At 70.6% G+C, this 19,147-nt stretch carries 16 protein-coding genes; 14 read left to right on the plus strand and 2 right to left on the minus strand.

Annotated elements, in window-relative coordinates:
* Positions 1-54 precede the first annotated feature (54 nt).
* Both G569_RS0134865 and G569_RS54100 read left to right on the plus strand, forming a co-directional pair.
* A complete protein-coding gene (locus G569_RS0134865; protein WP_028066849.1) occupies positions 55-1,572 on the plus strand; it encodes a S53 family peptidase in 1,518 nt (505 codons plus the stop codon).
* Between the two features lie 57 nt (positions 1,573-1,629).
* The gene (locus G569_RS54100; RefSeq protein WP_169542309.1) at positions 1,630-2,220 is read left to right on the plus strand and encodes a M23 family metallopeptidase; all 591 of its coding nucleotides are present in this window, start codon (positions 1,630-1,632) and stop codon (positions 2,218-2,220) included.
* Here the strand turns inward: G569_RS54100 and G569_RS54105 are convergent.
* Positions 2,217-2,945 (minus strand): DeoR/GlpR family DNA-binding transcription regulator, encoded by a 729-nt coding sequence (locus tag G569_RS54105; protein WP_084286040.1) that lies wholly within the window; start codon positions 2,943-2,945, stop codon positions 2,217-2,219. The two genes, G569_RS54100 and G569_RS54105, sit on opposite strands and share 4 nt — an antisense overlap.
* Before the next feature lie 248 nt (positions 2,946-3,193).
* Here G569_RS54105 and G569_RS0134880 point away from each other — a divergent pair, with 248 nt between their 5' ends.
* From G569_RS0134880 to G569_RS54120, 12 genes are all read left to right on the plus strand, one after another.
* Positions 3,194-4,708, plus strand: coding sequence for a sugar ABC transporter ATP-binding protein (locus tag G569_RS0134880; RefSeq protein WP_028066850.1), 1,515 nt, complete (start codon positions 3,194-3,196; stop codon positions 4,706-4,708).
* Entirely contained in the window at positions 4,705-5,754 is a 1,050-nt protein-coding gene (locus tag G569_RS0134885) for an ABC transporter permease (RefSeq protein ID WP_028066851.1), read from the plus strand. The genes G569_RS0134880 and G569_RS0134885 overlap by 4 nt, the downstream gene beginning before the upstream one ends.
* Positions 5,747-6,745 (plus strand): ABC transporter permease, encoded by a 999-nt coding sequence (locus tag G569_RS0134890; protein WP_028066852.1) that lies wholly within the window; start codon positions 5,747-5,749, stop codon positions 6,743-6,745. Before G569_RS0134885 ends, G569_RS0134890 begins: the two co-directional genes overlap by 8 nt.
* Positions 6,729-7,811, plus strand: coding sequence for a rhamnose ABC transporter substrate-binding protein (gene rhaS / locus G569_RS0134895; RefSeq protein WP_028066853.1), 1,083 nt, complete (start codon positions 6,729-6,731; stop codon positions 7,809-7,811). Before G569_RS0134890 ends, rhaS begins: the two co-directional genes overlap by 17 nt.
* 20 nt (positions 7,812-7,831) lie before the next feature.
* The gene (locus G569_RS0134900; RefSeq protein WP_028066854.1) at positions 7,832-8,134 is read left to right on the plus strand and encodes an L-rhamnose mutarotase; all 303 of its coding nucleotides are present in this window, start codon (positions 7,832-7,834) and stop codon (positions 8,132-8,134) included.
* Between the two features lie 37 nt (positions 8,135-8,171).
* Complete coding sequence (locus tag G569_RS54110) at positions 8,172-9,458, plus strand: rhamnulokinase (RefSeq protein ID WP_211233172.1); 1,287 nt, start codon at positions 8,172-8,174, stop codon at positions 9,456-9,458.
* The gene (gene rhaI, locus G569_RS0134910; RefSeq protein ID WP_037501193.1) at positions 9,451-10,584 is read left to right on the plus strand and encodes an L-rhamnose isomerase; all 1,134 of its coding nucleotides are present in this window, start codon (positions 9,451-9,453) and stop codon (positions 10,582-10,584) included. The genes G569_RS54110 and rhaI overlap by 8 nt, the downstream gene beginning before the upstream one ends.
* Positions 10,581-12,623, plus strand: a complete 2,043-nt coding sequence (gene rhaD / locus G569_RS0134915) for a bifunctional rhamnulose-1-phosphate aldolase/short-chain dehydrogenase (RefSeq protein ID WP_028066856.1) — start codon at positions 10,581-10,583, stop codon at positions 12,621-12,623. Before rhaI ends, rhaD begins: the two co-directional genes overlap by 4 nt.
* Before the next feature lie 12 nt (positions 12,624-12,635).
* Positions 12,636-13,313 carry a (Fe-S)-binding protein gene (locus G569_RS0134920; protein ID WP_028066857.1) on the plus strand — a complete coding sequence of 226 codons (678 nt, stop codon included), beginning with the start codon at positions 12,636-12,638 and terminating at the stop codon, positions 13,311-13,313.
* Positions 13,310-14,836, plus strand: a complete 1,527-nt coding sequence (locus G569_RS54115; RefSeq protein WP_064750513.1) for a lactate utilization protein B — start codon at positions 13,310-13,312, stop codon at positions 14,834-14,836. Before G569_RS0134920 ends, G569_RS54115 begins: the two co-directional genes overlap by 4 nt.
* On the plus strand, positions 14,833-15,453 hold the full coding sequence (locus tag G569_RS0134930) for a LutC/YkgG family protein (RefSeq protein WP_028066858.1): 621 nt from the start codon (positions 14,833-14,835) through the stop codon (positions 15,451-15,453). The genes G569_RS54115 and G569_RS0134930 overlap by 4 nt, the downstream gene beginning before the upstream one ends.
* Positions 15,454-15,607: 154 nt before the next feature.
* On the plus strand, positions 15,608-18,991 hold the full coding sequence (locus G569_RS54120; RefSeq protein ID WP_157592522.1) for an ATP-binding protein: 3,384 nt from the start codon (positions 15,608-15,610) through the stop codon (positions 18,989-18,991).
* On the opposite strand, the gene tatA is transcribed toward G569_RS54120, so the two are convergent.
* Complete coding sequence (gene tatA, locus G569_RS0134940; RefSeq protein WP_053227437.1) at positions 18,988-19,131, minus strand: twin-arginine translocase TatA/TatE family subunit; 144 nt, start codon at positions 19,129-19,131, stop codon at positions 18,988-18,990. The two genes, G569_RS54120 and tatA, sit on opposite strands and share 4 nt — an antisense overlap.
* Positions 19,132-19,147: the final 16 nt, after the last annotated feature.

A 19,147-nucleotide genomic window follows, 5' to 3' on the forward strand; every position in this document is an offset into this window, starting at 1 on the left:
GCAAGTACAAGTCCTGTTCAATGAGGTTTCATTTGCTGAGCGTTGCATCGCCCCATGACCACCCCACGCATGGCAGTCAAGGGCAGCGCGCGGCCCCCGGTCCCCGGTGCGCAGCGGATCGGTGACGTCGATGGCGCGAGGCGCGCCGAGGTCACCGTCACGCTCCCCGCCCGCGCGACGCCGGACCCGGAGGAGCGTGTCTCGCGCGCCGAGTTCGCCGAGCGCTACGGCGCCGACCCGGCCGCGATCGAGCGCCTGGAGACCTTCGCGGGCGAGCATCAGCTCGACGTCGTCTCGGCCGATCCGGCTCGCCGGTCGGTCGTGCTCGCCGGGACGCTCGACGACCTCGCCGCGGCGTTCGGGACGAGCTTCGCGCTCTACGAGCATCCGAAGCTCGGCGTGTTCCGCGGCCGCACGGGCGAGCTCAGCGTGCCGGACCACGTGGCACCGGCGATCGAGAGCGTGCTCGGCCTGGACGACCGGCCCGCGGCGCAGCCGCACTTCCGCAAGCTCAACGCGGGCGGCGCGCGCGCGTACAAGCCCGCGGAGCTCGCTCACCTGTACGGCTTCCCGACCGACACGATCGGCACCGGCCAGACCGTGGCCATCATCGAGCTCGGCGGCGGGTTCCGCACGAGCGACCTGACCACGTACTGGACCGAGATGGGCGTCACCCCGCACCCGAAGGTGGTCGCGGTCAGCGTCGACGGCGCCGGCAACCACCCGGACGGCCCGAACGGCGCCGACGGCGAGGTGATGCTCGACATCGAGGTCGTCGGCTCGGTCGCGCCGGGCGCGCGGATCGCGGTCTACTTCGCCCCGAACACCACCCGCGGGTTCCTCGACGCGATCACCGCGGCCGTGCACGACAAGGTCCGCAAGCCCTCGATCGTGTCGATCTCCTGGGGGCAGGCGGAGGACGCGCCCGGCGGGTGGACCGACCAGGCCCGCCGCGCCTATGACCGGGCGTTCCAGGACGCGGCCGCGCTCGGCGTCACGATCTGCGTGGCGGCGGGCGACGACGGCTCGGCCGACGGCGTCACAGACGGCAAGTCGCACGTCGACTTCCCCGCCGCGAGCCCGTGGGTGCTCGCGTGCGGCGGCACGCGCCTGGAGTCCGACGCGAACACGATCACCGCCGAGGTGACCTGGCACGAGCAGGGCCACGGCGCGACCGGCGGCGGCGTCTCGCTGTTCTTCGCGGTCCCCGCCTACCAGGCCGGCGCCCACGTCGACAAGCAGGCCGACACCAAGCACGCCGGCCGCGGCGTCCCCGACGTCGCCGGCGACGCCGACCCGCTCACCGGCTACCGCGTCCGCGTCGACGGGCAGGAGATGGTGATCGGCGGCACCAGCGCGGTGGCACCGCTCTACGCCGGCCTGATCGCGCTGATCAACGCCAAGCTCGGCCGCCAGGCGGGCTTCGTGAACCCGAAGCTCTACGCCCACGGCGCCCTGCGCGACATCGTCTCCGGCGACAACGGCGCCTACAAGGCGCGCCCCGGCTGGGACGCGTGCACCGGCCTCGGCAGCCCGGACGGAGCCCAGGTGCTCGCGGCGCTCAGCGCGTGACGCGTATGGACGGATAGTGCATTTCCCCTCACCGATGGGCGGCCTACGGTGCGCGGCGTGTTCTCCACACGCACGCGCATCGTCGGGCTGGGCATCTGCGTGCTCTGGATCCTGTTCTTCACCGGCCGCTTTCAGCCGTTCGCCAGGCCCGCGCCGCCCCCGCCGCCGCGCGCGACCGTCCCGCAGTATCTGCCGTGGGCGAGTGGGACGACCGCGCGCGTCAATCAGGGGAACGGCGGGTCGTTCAGCCATTTCAACGAGTGGAACCGCTACGCGTGGGACTTCGGGCTCCCGCTCGGCACGCCGCTCTATGCCGGAGTCGCGGGGACCGTCGAGATCGCCGCGGACGGCTGCGCGTTCACGCGGCCGACCTGCAACACGAACTACGGGAACACGGTCGCGATCCGCGCGGCCGACGGGACGTGCGCCCGATTCGCGCACCTGAACACCGTCGCCGTCTTCCCAGGGCAGACCGTGGCCGTCGGCACCAAGGTCGGCACCGTGGGTTCGACCGGTCACTCGACCGGGCCGCACCTGCACTACCTACGTGAGATCTGCGGCACGGGCGTCGCCCTGCCGTCGAGCTTCGTCGAGGCCGGGGTCCCGCGGCAGGGCGCCGATGTAACGTCGGCGCTCCCGCCCGGCTAAGCCGTCAGGACGGTCATGCCACCCAGGCGCAGCGCGTCGGCCTGGGACTCCTCCAGCCCGGTGACGACGACGGTGTCGACGTCGGCGATCGGTGCGATCACGCTCAGGCCGCGGACCTCGAGTTTGGAGTGGTCGATGAGCAACACGGTGTCGGAGGCCTGTTCGATCATGGTGCGCTTGAGCTCGGCCTCGAGCGGTTCGGCGTCGGTGAGCATGCCGTTGGCGGCGATGCCCTTGACCGAGAAGAACAGGCGGTCGGCGAAGTGGCCCTGCACGGTGCGCACGGCGAAGGGGCCGACGAAGGACCGCGTGAGGCGCCGCAGGTTGCCGCCGATGCCGATCACCTCGAGCTCGGGGCCGCCCTCGCGGAACAGGAGCTCCATGACCGGCAGCGAGTTGGTCAGCACGGTCGCCGCGATGTGGGTCTCGACGAGGCGGCGCGCGACGTAGTAGGTCGTCGTGGAGGAGTCGAGGAAGATCGTCTCGTGGGGGGTGAGCATCCCCACGGCGGTCTCGGCCAGGCGGGTCTTCTCGTCGGCGTCGACGTCGAGGCGGCGGGCGAACGAGTCCTCGTGCGCGCTGATGGTCGGCAGGACGGCACCGCCGTGGGTGCGGCGGGCGACGCCGCGGCGCTCGAGCTCGGCGAGGTCGCGGCGGGCGGTCATCGGCGAGACGCCGAACAGCTCCTCGACCTCGGCGACCGTCACCGCACCCATGGTGCGCATGCGGTCGGCGATCTCCCGACGGCGCGTCTCGGCCAGGAGGCCTGGCGACTCATCTGATCGTCTGCGTGCGATTGCTATCCCCTCCTGCGCTCAGACAACCAATACATGATCGGTTTGTCAAGGAACCACGCGAAACCGATCATAAAACGCTCAAACAAAACCGCGATTCGCTCTTGACAGACCAAGAGCGCTCTGTTTTGATCGTGTTCTGTTGTTTCGAGGGGGAGGAGCCTCAAATCAACCAGCAACTGACAGCTGAGTCGTCGACACCGATCATCGCGCTCAAAGGCGCCAGCAAGTCCTACGGCGCCGTGCGCGCCTCACGGGACGTCTCGATCGCGCTGAGTTCCGGAGAGGTCCGGGCGCTCGCGGGCGAGAACGGCGCCGGCAAGTCGACGATCGTGCGCATGCTCGCCGGCGTCCAGCGCCCCGACGAGGGGGACGTGCTGGTGGATGGCGCGCCGGTCACCTTCCACGGCCCGGCCGACGCCCGCGACGCGGGTGTCGCCGTGATCTACCAGGAGCCGACGCTCTTCCCCGATCTCTCGGTGGCGGAGAACGTGATGATGGGGCGCCACCCGCTGGGCTCGCTGCGCCGCATCGACCGCAAGGCGCTGCACCGCCAGGTGCAGGACCTGATGGACCGCCTCGGTGTCACGCTCGACCCCGAGCAGCCGGTCCGCGGCCTCTCGATCGCCGACCAGCAGATCGTCGAGATCGCCAAGGCGCTCTCGTTCGACGCGCGCGTGTTGATCATGGACGAGCCGACCGCGGCGCTGTCCGGCCACGAGGTCGACCGCCTGTTCGGCGTCGTCAAGACCCTGCGCGAGCGCGGCGCCGCGGTGTTGTTCATCTCGCACCGGCTCGACGAGATCTTCACGATCTGCGACACGGTCACGGTCCTGCGCGACGGCCAGGTCACCCACGACGGCACGACCGCCGCGATGACCACCGACGACCTCGTGCGCCGGATGGTCGGCCGCGAGCTCAACCAGCTCTTCCCGAAGCAGGAAGCGACCATCGGCGAGACGGTCCTCGAGGTCAAGCGCCTCACGCGCGAGGGCGTGTTCATCGATGTCTCCTTCGAGGTCCGCCGCGGCGAGATCGTCGCGCTCGCCGGCCTCGTGGGCGCGGGACGCAGCGAAGTGGCACGGGCGATCTTCGGCGTCGACACCCCCGACGCCGGCGACGTCTACGTCGACGGCCTCAAGCTCAAGCGCGGCTCACCGAGCGCGGCCATGCGCGCCGGCATCGGCCTGGTCCCAGAGGACCGCCGCCAGCAGGGCCTCGTGATGGAGCTCTCGATCGAGCGCAACATCGGCCTCACCCGCCTGCAGGCGCTGCGCGGCAAGCTCGGCGTGATCGGGCGCGGATCAGAGGCCGAGCTCGCCTCCGACTGGGCGACCAAGCTGCAACTCAAGTTCCACAAGCTGGCCGACCCGGTCGGCTTCCTCTCGGGCGGCAACCAGCAGAAGGTCGTGCTGGGGAAGTGGCTCGCCACCGGCCCGAAGGTCCTGATCATCGACGAGCCGACCCGTGGCATCGACGTCGGAACGAAGGCGGAGGTGCACCGATTGATGTCAGAGCTCGCAGGTGAGGGGCTCGCCGTGCTGATGATCTCGTCCGAGCTGCCCGAGGTGCTCGGGATGGCGGACCGCGTGCTCGTGATGCACGAGGGCCGGATCGCCCGCGAGCTCACCCGCGAGGAGGCCGACGAGGAGTCGGTCGTGCGCGCGGCGACGGGCCAGAAGGTGGTGGCATGAGCGTGCAGACGGCAAGCGCGCCCGCGCCGGCCCCGGCGAACACGCCGAGCCAGGAGCGCCGCTCATTCATCGACACGGTCGTGCGCGCCCGCGAGGTCAGCCTGATCGGCGTCCTCGCCGTGCTCGTGCTCGCCGTCTCGCTGGCCGAGCCCCGCTTCCTCAACGCGCAGAACCTGCGCGACATCCTGCTCAACGTCACGATCGTGGGCCTGCTCGCGGTCGGGCAGACGATCGTCGTCGTCACCCGCAACATCGACCTGAGCGTCGGCTCGGTGCTCGGCATCACCGCGTTCTCCACGGGCGTGCTGTTCGCCGACCACAACATGCCGATCGTCCTCGTCTTCATCCTCGGGGTCCTCTTCGGCGCGTTCTTCGGGTTGATCAACGGCGCGATGGTCGCGTTCGCGAAGGTCCCCTCGCTGGTGATCACGCTCGGCACGCTGTACGTGATCCGCGGCATCGACTACGCGTGGGCGCACGGGCGCCAGATCAACGCCGCCGACATGCCCGACGGCTTCCTGCACCTCGGGACGGCCGAGATCGCGGGCATCCCGGTCCTGCCGCTGTTCACGATCGCCGCGATGCTGGTGGTCGGCACGGTGCTCGGCCGCGCCCGTATGGGCCGCGAGCTGTACGCGATCGGCTCCAACCCCGACGCCGCCAACCTCGCCGGCATCCGCACCACCCGCCGTGTGCTCGGCGCGTTCGTGGCCAGCGGTGCCATCGCCGGCCTGGCGGGCGTCCTGTACGCCGCGCGCTACGGCACGCTCGACGCGGCCGCCGGCAATGGCATCGAGCTCGCCGCGGTCTCCGCGGTGGTCGTCGGCGGCGTCGCGATCTTCGGCGGCGCGGGCACCGTCTACGGCGCCGCGCTCGGCGCGCTGCTGCTGGGCACGATCCGCTCCGCGCTCGTGATCCTGCAGGTCAACCCCTTCTGGGAGCAGGCGATCAACGGCGCGCTGCTGCTCCTTGCGATCGGTCTCGACGCCTTCCTGGCGCACCGATTGGCGCGCGAACTGCGAAAGAGGGCGAGCCACCGTGTCTGAGCTCAAGTCTCGCCTGGCGCGCTGGGAGACGGTCACCGTCTTCCTGCTGATCGCCTCGATCATCTACGGGACGAGCACGTCGGAGGACTTCCTCACCGGCGGGAACCTCAACTCGATCCTGTCGGACATCGTCGAGATCGCGATCATCGCGCTCCCGCTCACCTTGATCATCATCGCCGCGGAGATCGACCTGAGCGTCGCCTCGGTGCTCGGCCTCACCAGCGCCCTGATGGGCTATCTGTGGAACCACGGCTGGGCGATGGAGATGATCATCCCGGCGGTCCTCGTCGCCGGAGCCTTGGCCGGAGCCCTCAACGGCGTGCTGGTCACACGCCTGGGCCTCCCCTCACTGGCCGTCACGATCGGCACGCTCGCGATGTACCGCGGCCTCGCCTACGTGATCCTCGGCGACGAGGCCGTCGCGGACTTCCCCTCGAAGTTCACCGACTGGGGGTTCGGCTCGTTCGCCGGCACCCAGATCCCGAACCCGTTCATCCTCTACATCGTGCTGGCGGTCGCCTTCGGCGTCGTCCTGCACTTCACCGGCATCGGGCGCTCGATCTTCGCGATGGGCGCCAACGAAGAGGCCGCGCACTTCTCCGGCGTGCGCGTCAAGCGGATCAAGTTCTGGCTCTTCGTCATCACCGGCATGGTCTCCGCGCTCGCCGGCATCATCTTCACCTTCCGCTTCGCCTCGGCGCGGGCGGACAACGCGGCCGGCCTCGAGCTCTCTGTCGTGGCCGTCGTGCTCCTGGGCGGCGTCTCGATCTTCGGCGGTCGCGGGAACCTGCTCGGCGTCATCTGCGCCGTGCTGCTTCTCGGGACGCTCCGCAACGCGCTGACGCTCAACGACGTCTCCGCCGAGGTGCTGACCATCGTCACCGGCAGCCTGCTGCTGCTCTCCGTCCTCGGCCCGAGCGTCACCGCCCGGGTGCGCGAGGCCCTACGAACCACCAAATCCCGTGAGGAGGGAAATGTTCAAGTCCAGTAAGGCAGGCCTGGCGGCGCTCACGCTCGCCGGCATGCTGACCGTCAGTGCGTGCGGTTCCACGAAGGACAGCACGGACAAGGAGTCGTCCAGTGGTTCGGGCGCCTCGTCGGCGAGCACTCCGGCCGCGAGCGGCGGCGGGGAGATCAAGGAGGGCCTGAAGATCGCCTTCTTGCCCAAGCAGATCAACAACCCGTACTTCACGATCTCCGACAAGGGCGGCGAGGACGCGGTCAACGCCGTCAAGGGCGAGTTCAAGCGCGTCGGTCCGTCCGATGCCACAGCCTCCTCGCAGGTCAGCTACATCAACACGCTGACGACGCAGAAGCAGGACGCGATCGTGATCAGCGCCAACGACCCGAACGCGGTCGTGCCGGCGCTGGACAAGGCGCGCGCGGCGGGCATCAAGGTCGTCACGTACGACTCCGACACCAACCCGAAGGGCCGCGACCTGTTCATCAACCAGGCCGCTGCCGAGGACCTGGGTCGTTCCGAGGTGCAGCTGCTCGCCAAGCAGATCAACAACGAGGGCAACATCGCGATCCTGAGCGCCACGCCCAACGCGACGAACCAGAACACCTGGATCGACTTCATGAAGGACGAGCTCTCCAAGCCCGAGTACTCGAAGATGAAGCTGGTCAAGATCGCGTACGGCAACGACGACGATCAGAAGTCCTTCGAGGAGACGCAGGGTCTGCTGCAGGCCTACCCCGACCTGAAGGGCATCATCTCGCCGACCACGGTGGGCATCGCGGCCGCCGCGCGCTACCTGCAGGGCTCCAAGTACAAGGGCAAGGTCAAGCTGACCGGTCTCGGCACGCCGAACCAGCTGCGTGACTTCGTCAAGGACGGCACGATCGACGCGTTCGAGCTGTGGGATCCGGCCAAGCTCGGCGAGCTCGCCGGCTACGCCGCGGCCTCGCTGGCCTCGGGCCAGATCACCGGCGCCGAGGGCGACAAGTTCAAGGCCGGCGACCTGGGCGAGAAGACGGTGGGCGCCAAGGGCGAGGTCCTGCTCGGCCCGCCGACGGTCTTCGACAAGGCCAACATCGACCAGTTCGACTTCTAGTCGGAACGCCGCGCGCACTCATGGAACGTGTCTGCTTTGAGGTCCGGGTGCGCGCGGACCGCCTCGACGAGTATCGCGAGCGTCATAAGGCCGTCTGGCCGGAGATGCTCGCGGCGCTCAGCGCGGCGGGCTGGTCGAACTACTCGCTGTTCCTGCGCTCCGACGGCCTCTTGATCGGCTACCTCGAGACCGAGGACTTCGGTGCCGCGCAGCGTGCGATGGAGGAGACTGACTCCAACGCACGCTGGCAGGCGGAGATGGCGCCGTTCTTCGAAGACGCGCTGACGTTCGCTCGCATCGAAGAGGTGTTCCACCTTGACTGAGTTCGCCGCAATCGATTTTGGAGCTTCGAGTGGCCGAGTGGTCTGCGGCCGCTTCGACGGCTCCGTGATGTCGCTGGAGCCGTGCCACCGGTTCGCGAACCGCCCCGTGCGGCTCCCGGACGGGCTGCGCTGGAACCTGCTGCATCTCTTCACCGAGGCGGTGGGGGCGTTGCGCGGGCGCAAGCTCGACGGCATCGGTGTCGATACGTGGGGCGTGGACTATGCGCTCCTCGACGCCGACGGCCGTGTCCTCGGCCTGCCGTTCCACTACCGCGACGAGCGCACGGAGGGTGCGTCCGGCGTCGCGGGCTACGAGATCACCGGCATCCAGGACATGCCGATCAACACCGTCTACCAGCTGTTGGCCGAGCGCGGCCCGGCGCTGGAGAACGCGGCCTCGATCGCGCTGGTCCCGGACCTGCTGGCCTACTGGCTGAGCGGCGAGCTGGCCAACGAGGTCACCAACGCGTCGACGACCGCGCTGCTGGACGCGCGGACGGGGGCGTGGTCGATCGAGCTGATCGAGCGCCTCGGCCTGCCGGCGCGTCCGTTCGGTGCGCTGGTCGAGCCGGGGACGAACCTCGGCTCGGCGCTGGGCCACCACGACGTCGACGCGCCCGTCTACACCGTCGCGTCGCATGACACCGCGTCCGCGTATGCCGCGACCCCCTTGCGCGACGAGCACTCGGCAGTCCTGTCGAGCGGCACATGGTCCTTGCTGGGGCTGGAACTTCCGGCGCCCGTGTTCTCAGATCCCGCGCTGACCAACGAGCGCGGCGTCGACGGCACGATCCGGCTGCTCAAGAACGTGATGGGCCTGTGGCTCGAGCAGGAGTGCGCGCGCGTCTGGGACGCCGGCTTCACCGAGCTGCACGCCGCGGCGCGCGAGGTCACCGGCCCGGTGCCCGTGTTCGACCCCGACGACGAGCGCTTCCTGCGCGGCGGCGACATGCCCGCGATGGTCGCCGAGGCGTGCGGCAAGGCGGACATGTCGCGCGGCGAGATCGTGCGCTCGATCTACGTCTCGCTCGCCACCAAGTACAAGCTCGTGCTGGAGCGGTTGGAGGCCGTGTCCGGTCGCGAGGTGCGCACCCTGCACGTGATCGGCGGCGGCGCCCAGAACGCGCTGCTGTGCCAGCTGACCGCCGATGTCTGCGGCCGCGAGGTGCTCGCCGGCCCGGTCGAGGCGACCGCGCTGGGCAACGTGCTGGTCCAGGCGCGCGCCGCCGGCGAGCTGGGCTCGCTGAGCGACATGCGCGCGGTCTCGGCCGCCTCCTTCCAACCCGTGTCGTACGAGCCTTCCAAGGAACGTGTCCATGCTTGACCTGTCGAAACTCGTGATCGAGACCCCGTCGTGGGGCTACGCGGACTCGGGCACCCGCTTCGGCGTCTTCCCGCAGCCCGGCCGTCCCCGCGACACGTTCGAGAAGCTCGACGACGCCGCCGAGGTGCACCGCCTCACCGGCACCGCGGGCCGCGTCGCGCTGCACTTCCCGTGGGACGCGGTCGACGACTACGACGAGCTGCGCGGCGCGATCGAGTCGCGCGGCCTGCAGGTCGGCGCGGTCAACCCGAATCTCTTCCAGGACCCCGACTACAAGCTCGGCTCGGTCACCCACCCCGACGCGGCGGTGCGCGAGAAGGCGGTCGCGCACATGCTCGAGTGCGTCGAGATCGCCACCGCGCTCGGTGCCACCGCGCAGTCGCTGTGGCTCGCCGACGGCACCAACTACCCGGGCCAGGACGACCTGCGCGAGCGCCGCCGCCGGCTGCTGGACTGCCTCGGCCGCGTGTACGCCGAGCTGCCCGCCGCGCAGGAGTTCCTCGTCGAGTACAAGTTCTTCGAGCCCGCGTTCTACGCGACCGACCTGGCCGACTGGGGCAGCGCGCTGCTGACCTGCCTGAAGCTGGGCGAGCGCGCGAAGGTGCTGGTCGACCTCGGCCACCACGCGCAGGGCACGAACATCGAGCAGATCGTGGCGTTCCTCGCCGAGGAGGACCGCCTCGGCGGCTTCCACTTCAACAACCGCAAGTACGCCGACGACGACCTGATCGTCGGGTCGGTCAATCCGTTCGAGCTGTTCCTGATCTTCGTCGAGTTGACGGCGAGCGACACGCGGGTGGGCGGGACTCGACTGACCATCGACCAGTCCCACAACATCGAGGCCAAGGTCGAAGCGATGACGCTGTCCGTCGTCAACCTGCAGGAGGCCTACGCCAAGGCGCTGCTGGTCGATCGCTCCGCCTTGCGCGCGGCCCAGCAGGCCTGCGACGTCCTCGCCGGCCACGAGGTCCTGCTCGACGCCTTCAACACCGACGTCCGACCGGCGTGCGCTGAGGCGCGCGTCGCGCTGGGCGCCGCCGAGAACCCGATCCGCGCCCTCCGCGAGTCCGGCTACGCCGCGCGGATGGCCACCGAACGTGAGACCCAGACGGAGCTGACCCGATGAGCACTGTGACTCCCCTGATCGACCATGTAGAGGACCTCTGGCCAGCGGAGGGCGTGCCCGAGGACACACTCGGGCAGGTCGTCCTCGCCTCGCACCTGCTGGGGGCGAACCGGGCCGTGTCGAACTTCGGCGGCGGGAACACATCCGCGAAGGGCGTGACCGTCGATCACACCGGGCGTTCGGTCAACGCCATGTGGGTGAAGGGCTCCGGGTCGGATCTGGCGACCATGGGCCCGGAGCACTTCACTCCGCTGCGGGTGGATGAGCTGCTGCCGCTGATGGAGCGCGGCGAGATGTCCGACGAGGACATGGTCGCCTACATCGCGCGCAGCCAGCTGGACCCGGCGGCGCCGCGCGCGTCGATCGAGACGCTGCTGCACGCGTTCGTCCCGGCGCCGCACGTCCAGCACACGCACCCGGACGGCATCAACGTGCTCGCGGGCACGCGCGACGGCGAGCGGCTCGTGGCCGAGTGCTTCGGTGACAGCGCCGCCTGGGTGCCGTACATCCGCCCGGGCTTCACGCTCTCCAAGCAGGTCGGCGAGGCGGTCCGCGACAACCCGGACCTGAAGCTGATCGTGCTCGGCAAGCACGGCCTGATCGTGTGGGGCGAGACGGCCGAGGAGGCCTACCGCAAGACGATCGAGGTCATCAACCAGGCGGTCGCGTTCGTCAACGAGCGCACGGGCGACGTGCCCCGCTTCGGCGGTCGCAACAGCGAGCCGTCCGGGTCGCTGCACGAGCTCCTGCCGGCGATCCGCGGCGCCGTCTCCAGCGAGCGCGCGAAGGTGCTCACCGTCGACACGTCCGACCGCGTGATGGAGTTCGTCACCTCGAGCGAGGTGGCGGAGCTGGTCACGGTCGGCGCGCCGTGTCCCGATCACCTCGTGCACACCAAGCGCCTGCCGCTGTGGGTCTCGCGCGAGAACGCCACCCCGGAGGGCATCGCCGACCTCGCCCGCGCGTACCGCGAGGACTATCGCGCGTACTTCGAGGCGCATGCCGGCGAGGGCGACGTCCCGGGCGACCCGGACCCGCGGATCGTGCTCGTCGAGGGCATGGGCATGGTCTCCACCGGGACGACCACGAAGCTGTCGAAGGTCTCGCGCGACCTGTATCACCGCGCGATCGAGGTCATGGCGGGTGCGCAGGCGCTGGGCGAGTTCGTCTCGCTGGACGCCGCGGAGTCCTTCGCGATCGAGTACTGGCCGCTCGAGCTCTACAAGCTCGCGCAGGCGCCGCCTCCCGGCGAGCTGCAGGGCAAGGTCGCGCTGGTCACCGGCGGCGCGGGTGGCATCGGGCGCGCGATCATCGAGTCGCTGGCGTCCGCCGGCGCCTGCGTGGTCGCGTTCGACCTCGACGGCGAGGGCGCCGCGGAGGCGGTGGCCGCCTATGGCGACCGCGGGCTCGCGGTCGCGGGCGACGTGACGTCGGAGGACTCCGTGGCGGGCGCGTTCGCCGCCGCCGTGGACGCGTTCGGCGGCGTGGACATCGTCGTCAGCAACGCCGGCATCGCCTCGAGCGCCTCGATCGAGGAGACCACGCTGGCCGAGTGGGAGCGCAACCACGCGATCCTCGGCACCGGCTACTTCCTCGTCGGCCGCTCGTCGTTCCAGGTGCTCAAGCAGCAGGGCGTCGGCGGGTCGATCGTCTTCGTCGCGTCCAAGAACGCCCTGGTCGCGGGCAAGAACGCGGCGGCGTACTCGTCGGCCAAGGCGGCTGAGCTGCACCTCGCGCGCTGCCTGGCCGAGGAGGGCGGCGGCGACGGCATCCGCGTCAACACCGTCAACCCCGACGCGGTGCTGCAGGGCTCGAAGATCTGGGGCTCGTCCTGGCGCGAGGAGCGCGCCGCGGCGTACAACCTGGACCCGGAGCAGCTCGACGAGCACTATCGCCAGCGCAACACGCTCAAGGTGTCGATCCTGCCGGGCGACATCGCCGAGGCGGTCCTGCATTTCGCCTCCGAGCGGCGCTCCGGCAAGTCGACGGGGAACATCCTCAACGTCGACGGGGGCGTGCCCGCGGCGTACTCGCGATAAAACATCGGGTCAATGCGCGTCGCGCTCTTCGTCACGTGTTTCAACGACACCCTGTTCCCAGAGGCCGGACGCGCCGTCGTCGAGGTCCTCGAGCGCCTCGGCTGTGAGGTCGAGTTCCCGCTCGAGCAGACCTGCTGCGGGCAGATGCACGTCAACTCGGGCTACGAGCACGAGGCGGGCGGGCTCATGTCCCGCTTCTCGCGGGTCTTCGCGGGCTACGACGCCGTGGTCTCGCCCTCGGCGTCGTGCGTCGCGCACGTGCGCGAGCGGATCGCGGACGCCCCGCACGTGTACGAGCTCACCGAGTTCCTGATCGACCGCTTGGGCGTGGTCGACGTGGGCGCGTCGTTCCCGCACCGGGTGACGCTTCATCCGACGTGTCACTCGCTGCGGCTGCTGCACATCGGCGACCGGCCGCGGCGGCTTCTGGAGGCCGTGCGCGGCATCGAGCTCGTCGGGCTCGAGGGCGAGCGCGAGTGCTGCGGGTTCGGCGGGACGTTCGCGATCAAGAACGCCGACACCTCGATGGCGATGTTGAGCGACAAGGTCCGGCACGTGCTGGACACGCGGGCGGAGGTCTGCACGTCCGCCGACACGTCCTGCCTGATGCACATCGGCGGGGCGTTGAAGCGCCAGCGCACCGGCGTGCGCACGATGCACCTCGCCGAGATCCTGGCGGCGCAGGAGTGAGCTTCCAGTCCGCCGCTCGCGTCTCGCTGGCCGACTCCCAGCTGCGGCGCAACATCGGCAAGGCCACGACGCTGATCCGGGGCAAGCGCGAACGCGCGGTCGCCGAGCTCCCCGACTGGGAGGCGCTGCGCGACGCCGGCGAGGCGATCAAGGCGCGCACGATGGCGACGTTGCCTGAGCAGCTCGAACGTCTGGAGGCGGCCGTGGTCGCCGCGGGCGGCGTCGTGCACTGGGCGCGCGACGGGGCGGAGGCGAACGCGATCGTCGCTTCGGTCGCCCGCGCGCACGGCACCGACGAGGTCATCAAGGTCAAGTCGCTGGCGACGGACGAGATCGGGATGAACGAGGCACTGGCCGAGGTCGGGATCCACGCGCTGGAGACCGACCTGGCGGAGCTGATCGTCCAGCTCGATCCGGAGGACAAGCAGTCGCACATCCTCGTGCCCGCGATCCATCGCAACCGGGCCGAGATCCGCGCGCTGTTCGAGCGCACGATCGCGCAGGGCCAGCACCTGGGGAACGACGCGTCGGCGATCGCCGAGGCCGCGCGCCTGCACCTGCGCTCGAAGTTCCTGACCGTCCCGGTCGCCGTGTCGGGCGCGAACTTCGGCGTGGCCGAGACCGGCACGATCGCCGTCGTCGAGTCCGAGGGCAACGGGCGCATGTGCCTGACGCTGCCGAAGGCCCTGGTGACGATCATGGGCATCGAGAAGGTGCTGCCGTCGTGGCAGGACCTCGAGGTCTTCCTGCAACTGCTGCCGAGGAGCTCCACCGCCGAGCGGATGAACCCGTACACGTCGCTGTGGACCGGCGTGCGTGAGGGCGACGGCCCGCAGGAGTTCCATCTCGTGTTGTTGGACGGCGGCCGCACGAACGTGCTGGCGGACGAGGTGGGGCGCCAGGCGCTGCATTGCATCCGCTGCTCGGCCTGCCTGAACGTCTGCCCGGTCTATGAGCGCGTCGGCGGCCAGGCGTACGAGTCCGTCTACCCGGGCCCGATCGGCGCGATCCTGACGCCGCTGCTTAACGGGTTGGAGACGGCGCCGTCGCTCCCGTGGGCCTCGTCGCTGTGCGGCGCCTGTTACGAGGTCTGCCCGGTCAAGATCGACATCCCGACGGTGCTGGTGCACCTGCGCGGGCGGGTCGTGCGCGAGGAGAAGTCGAAGCTGACCCCTGAGGCCCTGGCGATGAAGGGCATGGCCGCGGCCTTCGGGTCCCGCCGCCGCTACGAGGGCGCGCAGCGGCTGGCGCGGTTGGGCCGCGGCCCGCTGGCGAAGGCCGCCGTCCCGGGCTGGACCGCGATGCGCGACCTCCCGGAGCCGCCCAAAGAGACCTTCCGCGACTGGTGGCGCAAGCGCCCGCCGCGCCCCGCCGGCGCGGCGCCGCCCGCGGCTGCGCCGCCCGCGGCTCCGCCCGCGGCTGCGCCGCCCGCGGCTCCGCCCGCGGCTGCGCCGCCCCCCGGCGCGGCGCCGCCCGCGGCTTCGCCGCCCCCCGGCGCGACCTCTTCGGAGGACGCCTCGTGAGCTCCGCCAAGGCCGACGTCCTCGCGCGCATCCGCGGGGCGCTCGGGGCCGCGCCGACCGTCCCTGACGTCCCGCGCGCCTATCGCGCGGCCGGCTCGCTCCCCACCGAGGGGATCGTCGAGGCGTTCTGCGAGAACGTCGCCGAGTACCGCGCGACGGTCCACCGGATCGCGCCGGACGAGCTCCCCGCGACGGTGGCATCGCTGCTCGCCGGGTTCGAGCGGGTGGGGGTGCCGCCGGGGTTTCGGGACATCGGCGTCGAGGCGATCGAGGACACCGGGCTGAGCGTGGCGGAGCTCGACACGCTCGACGCGGTCGTCACCGGCTCCGCGCTCGCGATCGCCGACACCGGCACGATCGTGCTCGACTCGGGGCCGGCGTCCGGTCGCCGCGCGCTCACGCTCGTGCCGGACCTGCACGTCTGCATCGTCGAGGCCACGGATGTCGTGCCCTCGGTGCCCGACGCCATCGCGCGTCTGGCGGCCGCCGCGGACCGGCCGATCACGTTCGTCTCGGGCCCGTCGGCGACCTCCGACATCGAGCTCGATCGGGTCGAGGGCGTGCACGGTCCCCGCGTTTTGCACGTGATCCTGCTCATCCCGCCGTCAGGTCTCTAACACTCGATTTGCGGCGACTTCGCGGTGCGCCGCGACTCACCGGTTTGTGGCGTGGACAGCGTCCATCGTGGCGCGTTAGCGTCACCCGCGCGTGACGGGCGCGGTCCGCCCATGGTCAAGTCACGGGTCCTGTAAGCGCGCGACGGGGGTGCGGGTGGGCAACAACGGCTGGCTGGTCGGCGACGGGGAGATCGTCGAGCTGATTCGTTCGAAGGACTGGTCACAGACGGCGCTCGGTCCCATCGAGGACTGGCCGGAGAGCTTGCAGACGACGGTGTCGCTGTCGCTGGCATCGTCGTTCCCGATCAATGTCATCTGGGGTCCGGGCGCGGTGCAGATCTGGAACGAGGCGTACTCGAAGGTGTGCGGCGACAAGCACCCGCGGGAGTTCGCGTCGGACTATCGCGAGTGCTGGGCGTCGGCGTGGCCGGCGATCGGCGGCGCGTTCGAGACCGCCCGGGCCGGCGAGACGGCGTTCCTCGAGAACCAACCGATGTTCCTGGATCGAAACGGCTATCTCGAAGAGACCTGGTTCACGTTCTCGCTGAGCCCGATCCGCGACGAGTCTGGACAGGTCGTCGGGCTCTTTCACCCGGTGACCGAGACCACGCCGCGGATGCTCTCCGACCGCCGCACGCACGCCCTTCGCGACCTGGCCGCCTGCGCCGTTCGCGCCCGCACCGTCGGCCAGGCCACAGAGCTGTCGCTCGAGGTGCTCGCCGGCTTCCGCCTCGACCTGCCGTTCCTCGCGCTCTACCTCGTCGATGGCGAGACCGCGCACGTGGCCGGCCGGACCGGCCTGCGCGCCGGACACCCGCTGACACCGGAGCTGATCGACGTCGCCGACCGCCGCTCCGCCGTCGCCACGGTCGTGCGCACCGGCGAGACGGTCCACCTCACGGACCTCACCGCCCGCTTCGGCCCCGTGCACGCCGGCCCGCACGACGAGCCGCTCGAGCAGGCGCTGCTCCTCCCGGTCAGCCCCCCGGGCGTCGAACGGCCCGCGGGCGTGCTGGTCGCGGGCGTGAGCACGCGCCTCGAGCTCGACGAGACCTATCGCGGGTTCTTCGACCTCGTCGCGCAGGGCGTCACGAGCGCGCTGGCGAACGCGCTCGCCTACGAGCAGGAGCGCGCCCGCGCGGAGGCGCTGGCTGACATCGACCGCGCCAAGACCGCGTTCTTCTCGAACGTCTCCCACGAGTTCCGCACGCCGCTGACGCTGATGCTCGGGCCGCTGGAGGAGGAGCTCGCCGACCCCGATCTCAACGCGGTCGGCCGCGAGCGGCTCACGACAGCGCACCGCAACAGCCTGCGGCTGCTCCGGCTCGTGAACTCGCTGCTCGACTTCTCGCGGATCGAGTCCGGCCGCGCGCAGGCCCGCTATCTGCCGACCGACCTCGCGGCGTACACCGCCGACCTCGCGAGCCTCTTCCGGTCGACGATCGAGAGCGCCGGGCTCGAGCTCGTCGTCGACTGCGAGCCGCTTCCCGAGCTCGTGTACGTCGATCGCGAGATGTGGGAGAAGGTCGTCCTGAACCTGCTCTCCAACGCGTTCAAGCACACGTTCAAGGGGCGGATCGGCGTGACGCTGCGCTGGACCGGGGACGGCGCGGAGCTCGCCGTCTCCGACACCGGCATCGGGATCCCGGCGGACGAGATCCCGCGGCTGTTCGATCGCTTCCACCGCGTCCGCGACGCCCGCTCACGCACGCACGAGGGAACTGGCATCGGGCTCGCGGTCGTGCAGGAGCTCACGCGGCTGCACGGCGGGGAGGTGCGGATCGAGTCCGAGCTCGGTCAGGGCAGCACGTTCGTCACCTCCGTGCACGCCGGCCGCGCGCACCTGCCCGCCGACCACGTGGGCGACGAGACCGAGGCCGCCGTCGCCGGCGCGGCGGCCGCCGCCCACCTGCACGAGGCCGCCAACTGGCTCGGCTCCGACGAGGTCGTCGACGAGTGGCCGCTGGACGAGAGCGACGAGCGCCCGCGGATCCTGCTCGCCGACGACAACGACGACATGCGCCGCCACGTCGCGCGGCTGCTGCGGGGCCGCTTCCAGGTGACGACCGTCCCCGACGGCGAGGCGGCGCTGCAGAGCGCCGTGGCCGACCCGCCGGACCTCGTGCTGACCGACGTGATGATGCCGCGGCTGGACGGCTTCGGGCTGCTCGCGGGGCTGCGCGCCCACGAGCGCACCCGCGCGATCCCGGTGATCATGCTCTCGGCGCGCGCGGGGGAGGAGGCCGCCGTCGAAGGACTCGAGGCGGGCGCCGACGACTACCTGATCAAGCCGTTCTCCGGCCGCGAGCTGATCGCGCGGGTCTCGGCGACCCTGTCACTCGCCCGCATGCGGGAGGAGTCCGCGCAGCGGTTGGAGGAAGTCAACCGCGAGCTCGCCGCGGCGGCCGCGGCCAAGAGCCAGTTCGTCGCCGGGATCAGCCACGAGATCCGGACGCCGCTGAACGCGATCATCGGCATGACGTCGCTCCTGCTGCGCTCGCCGTTGAACGAGACCCAGGCCGAGTACGCGCAGGTGCTGCGCTCGAGCGGCGAGCACCTGCTGAACCTGGTCGGCGACGTGTTGGACTTCTCGAAGATCGAGGCGGGCGCGATCCAACTCGAGCGCGCGCCGTTCGACGTCCGCCGCTGCGTCCAGGACGCGCTCGACATCGTCGCCGTGGACGCCGGCGCCAAGCAGCTCCCGCTGCTCAGCCACATCGCGCCGGACGTCCCCGAGTGGGTGATCGGCGACAGCGGCCGGCTCTCGCAGATCCTGATCAACCTGCTGGCGAACGCGGTCAAGTTCACGGAGACCGGCCAGGTGACGCTGACGCTCGAGGCGGGCGCCGCCGGCCCGTACCTGTGTGAGCTGCGCTTCGCGATCGCCGACACGGGCATCGGCATCTCCGGCGCCGACCAGGCCGCGCTGTTCGAGGCGTTCGTGCAGGTCGGTGACTCGGACCGTCGCAAGGGAACCGGCCTCGGCCTCGCGATCTCCGCCCAGCTGGCGGACCTCCTCGGCGGCGCGGTCGCCGTGGAGAGCACGCTCGGCGAGGGCTCGACGTTCACCCTCACGATCCCGGCCGGCCTCGTCGACCCGCCGACCCCGGCCGCGCACGCCGTCGCCCCCGCGGTCGAGGTCGATGCCACAGAAGGGCTGCGGATCCTGATCGTCGACGACAACCGCGCCAACCAGCGCGTGACCGCCCTGCTGCTCGGCGAGCTCGGCTTCGCCCCCGACACCGCCGGCAACGGCATCGAGGCGATCGAGGCGATCGAACGCCAGCCCTACGACCTCGTCTTCATGGACATGCAGATGCCCGAGCTCAGCGGGCTCGAGGCCACCCGCATCATCCGCCGCCGGTTCCCGGGCGACCGCGGCCCGATCGTCGTCGGCCTCAGCGGCTATGCCTCAAACGACACCCGCCACGAGTGTCTCGCGGCGGGCATGAACCACTATCTCGTCAAGCCGGTGACGCTCGATCAGTTCGCGGCGACGATCGCCCAGCTGACGGCGGTGCCGGCGCGGGACGGCTAGGCCGATTCGTCAGACGAAGACGAGCCGGAGACGGACTTCTTGAACTCGCGCAGGCCCTGGCCCAGCGAACGGCCCGCATCCGGGAGACGCTTGGGACCGAGGACGAGCAGAGCGATCACCAGGACGATGATCAGCTCCATGGGACCGATGTTGGGC

The sequence above is a fragment of the Solirubrobacter soli DSM 22325 genome, assembly GCF_000423665.1.
Taxonomy (GTDB): domain Bacteria; phylum Actinomycetota; class Thermoleophilia; order Solirubrobacterales; family Solirubrobacteraceae; genus Solirubrobacter; species Solirubrobacter soli.

Bases quoted from the DNA above. Each gene is read 5' to 3' on its own strand.
- tatA (WP_053227437.1), bottom strand. From the start codon at position 19,131: ATGGAGCTGATCATCGTCCTGGTGATCGCTCTGCTCGTCCTCGGTCCC.
- G569_RS54105 (WP_084286040.1), bottom strand. From the start codon at position 2,945: ATGCGCACCATGGGTGCGGTGACGGTCGCCGAGGTCGAGGAGCTGTTC.
- G569_RS0134865 (WP_028066849.1), top strand. From the start codon at position 55: ATGACCACCCCACGCATGGCAGTCAAGGGCAGCGCGCGGCCCCCGGTC.
- rhaS (WP_028066853.1), top strand. From the start codon at position 6,729: ATGTTCAAGTCCAGTAAGGCAGGCCTGGCGGCGCTCACGCTCGCCGGC.
- G569_RS0134900 (WP_028066854.1), top strand. From the start codon at position 7,832: ATGGAACGTGTCTGCTTTGAGGTCCGGGTGCGCGCGGACCGCCTCGAC.
- rhaI (WP_037501193.1), top strand. From the start codon at position 9,451: ATGCTTGACCTGTCGAAACTCGTGATCGAGACCCCGTCGTGGGGCTAC.
- G569_RS0134920 (WP_028066857.1), top strand. From the start codon at position 12,636: ATGCGCGTCGCGCTCTTCGTCACGTGTTTCAACGACACCCTGTTCCCA.
- G569_RS0134885 (WP_028066851.1), top strand. From the start codon at position 4,705: ATGAGCGTGCAGACGGCAAGCGCGCCCGCGCCGGCCCCGGCGAACACG.
- rhaD (WP_028066856.1), top strand. From the start codon at position 10,581: ATGAGCACTGTGACTCCCCTGATCGACCATGTAGAGGACCTCTGGCCA.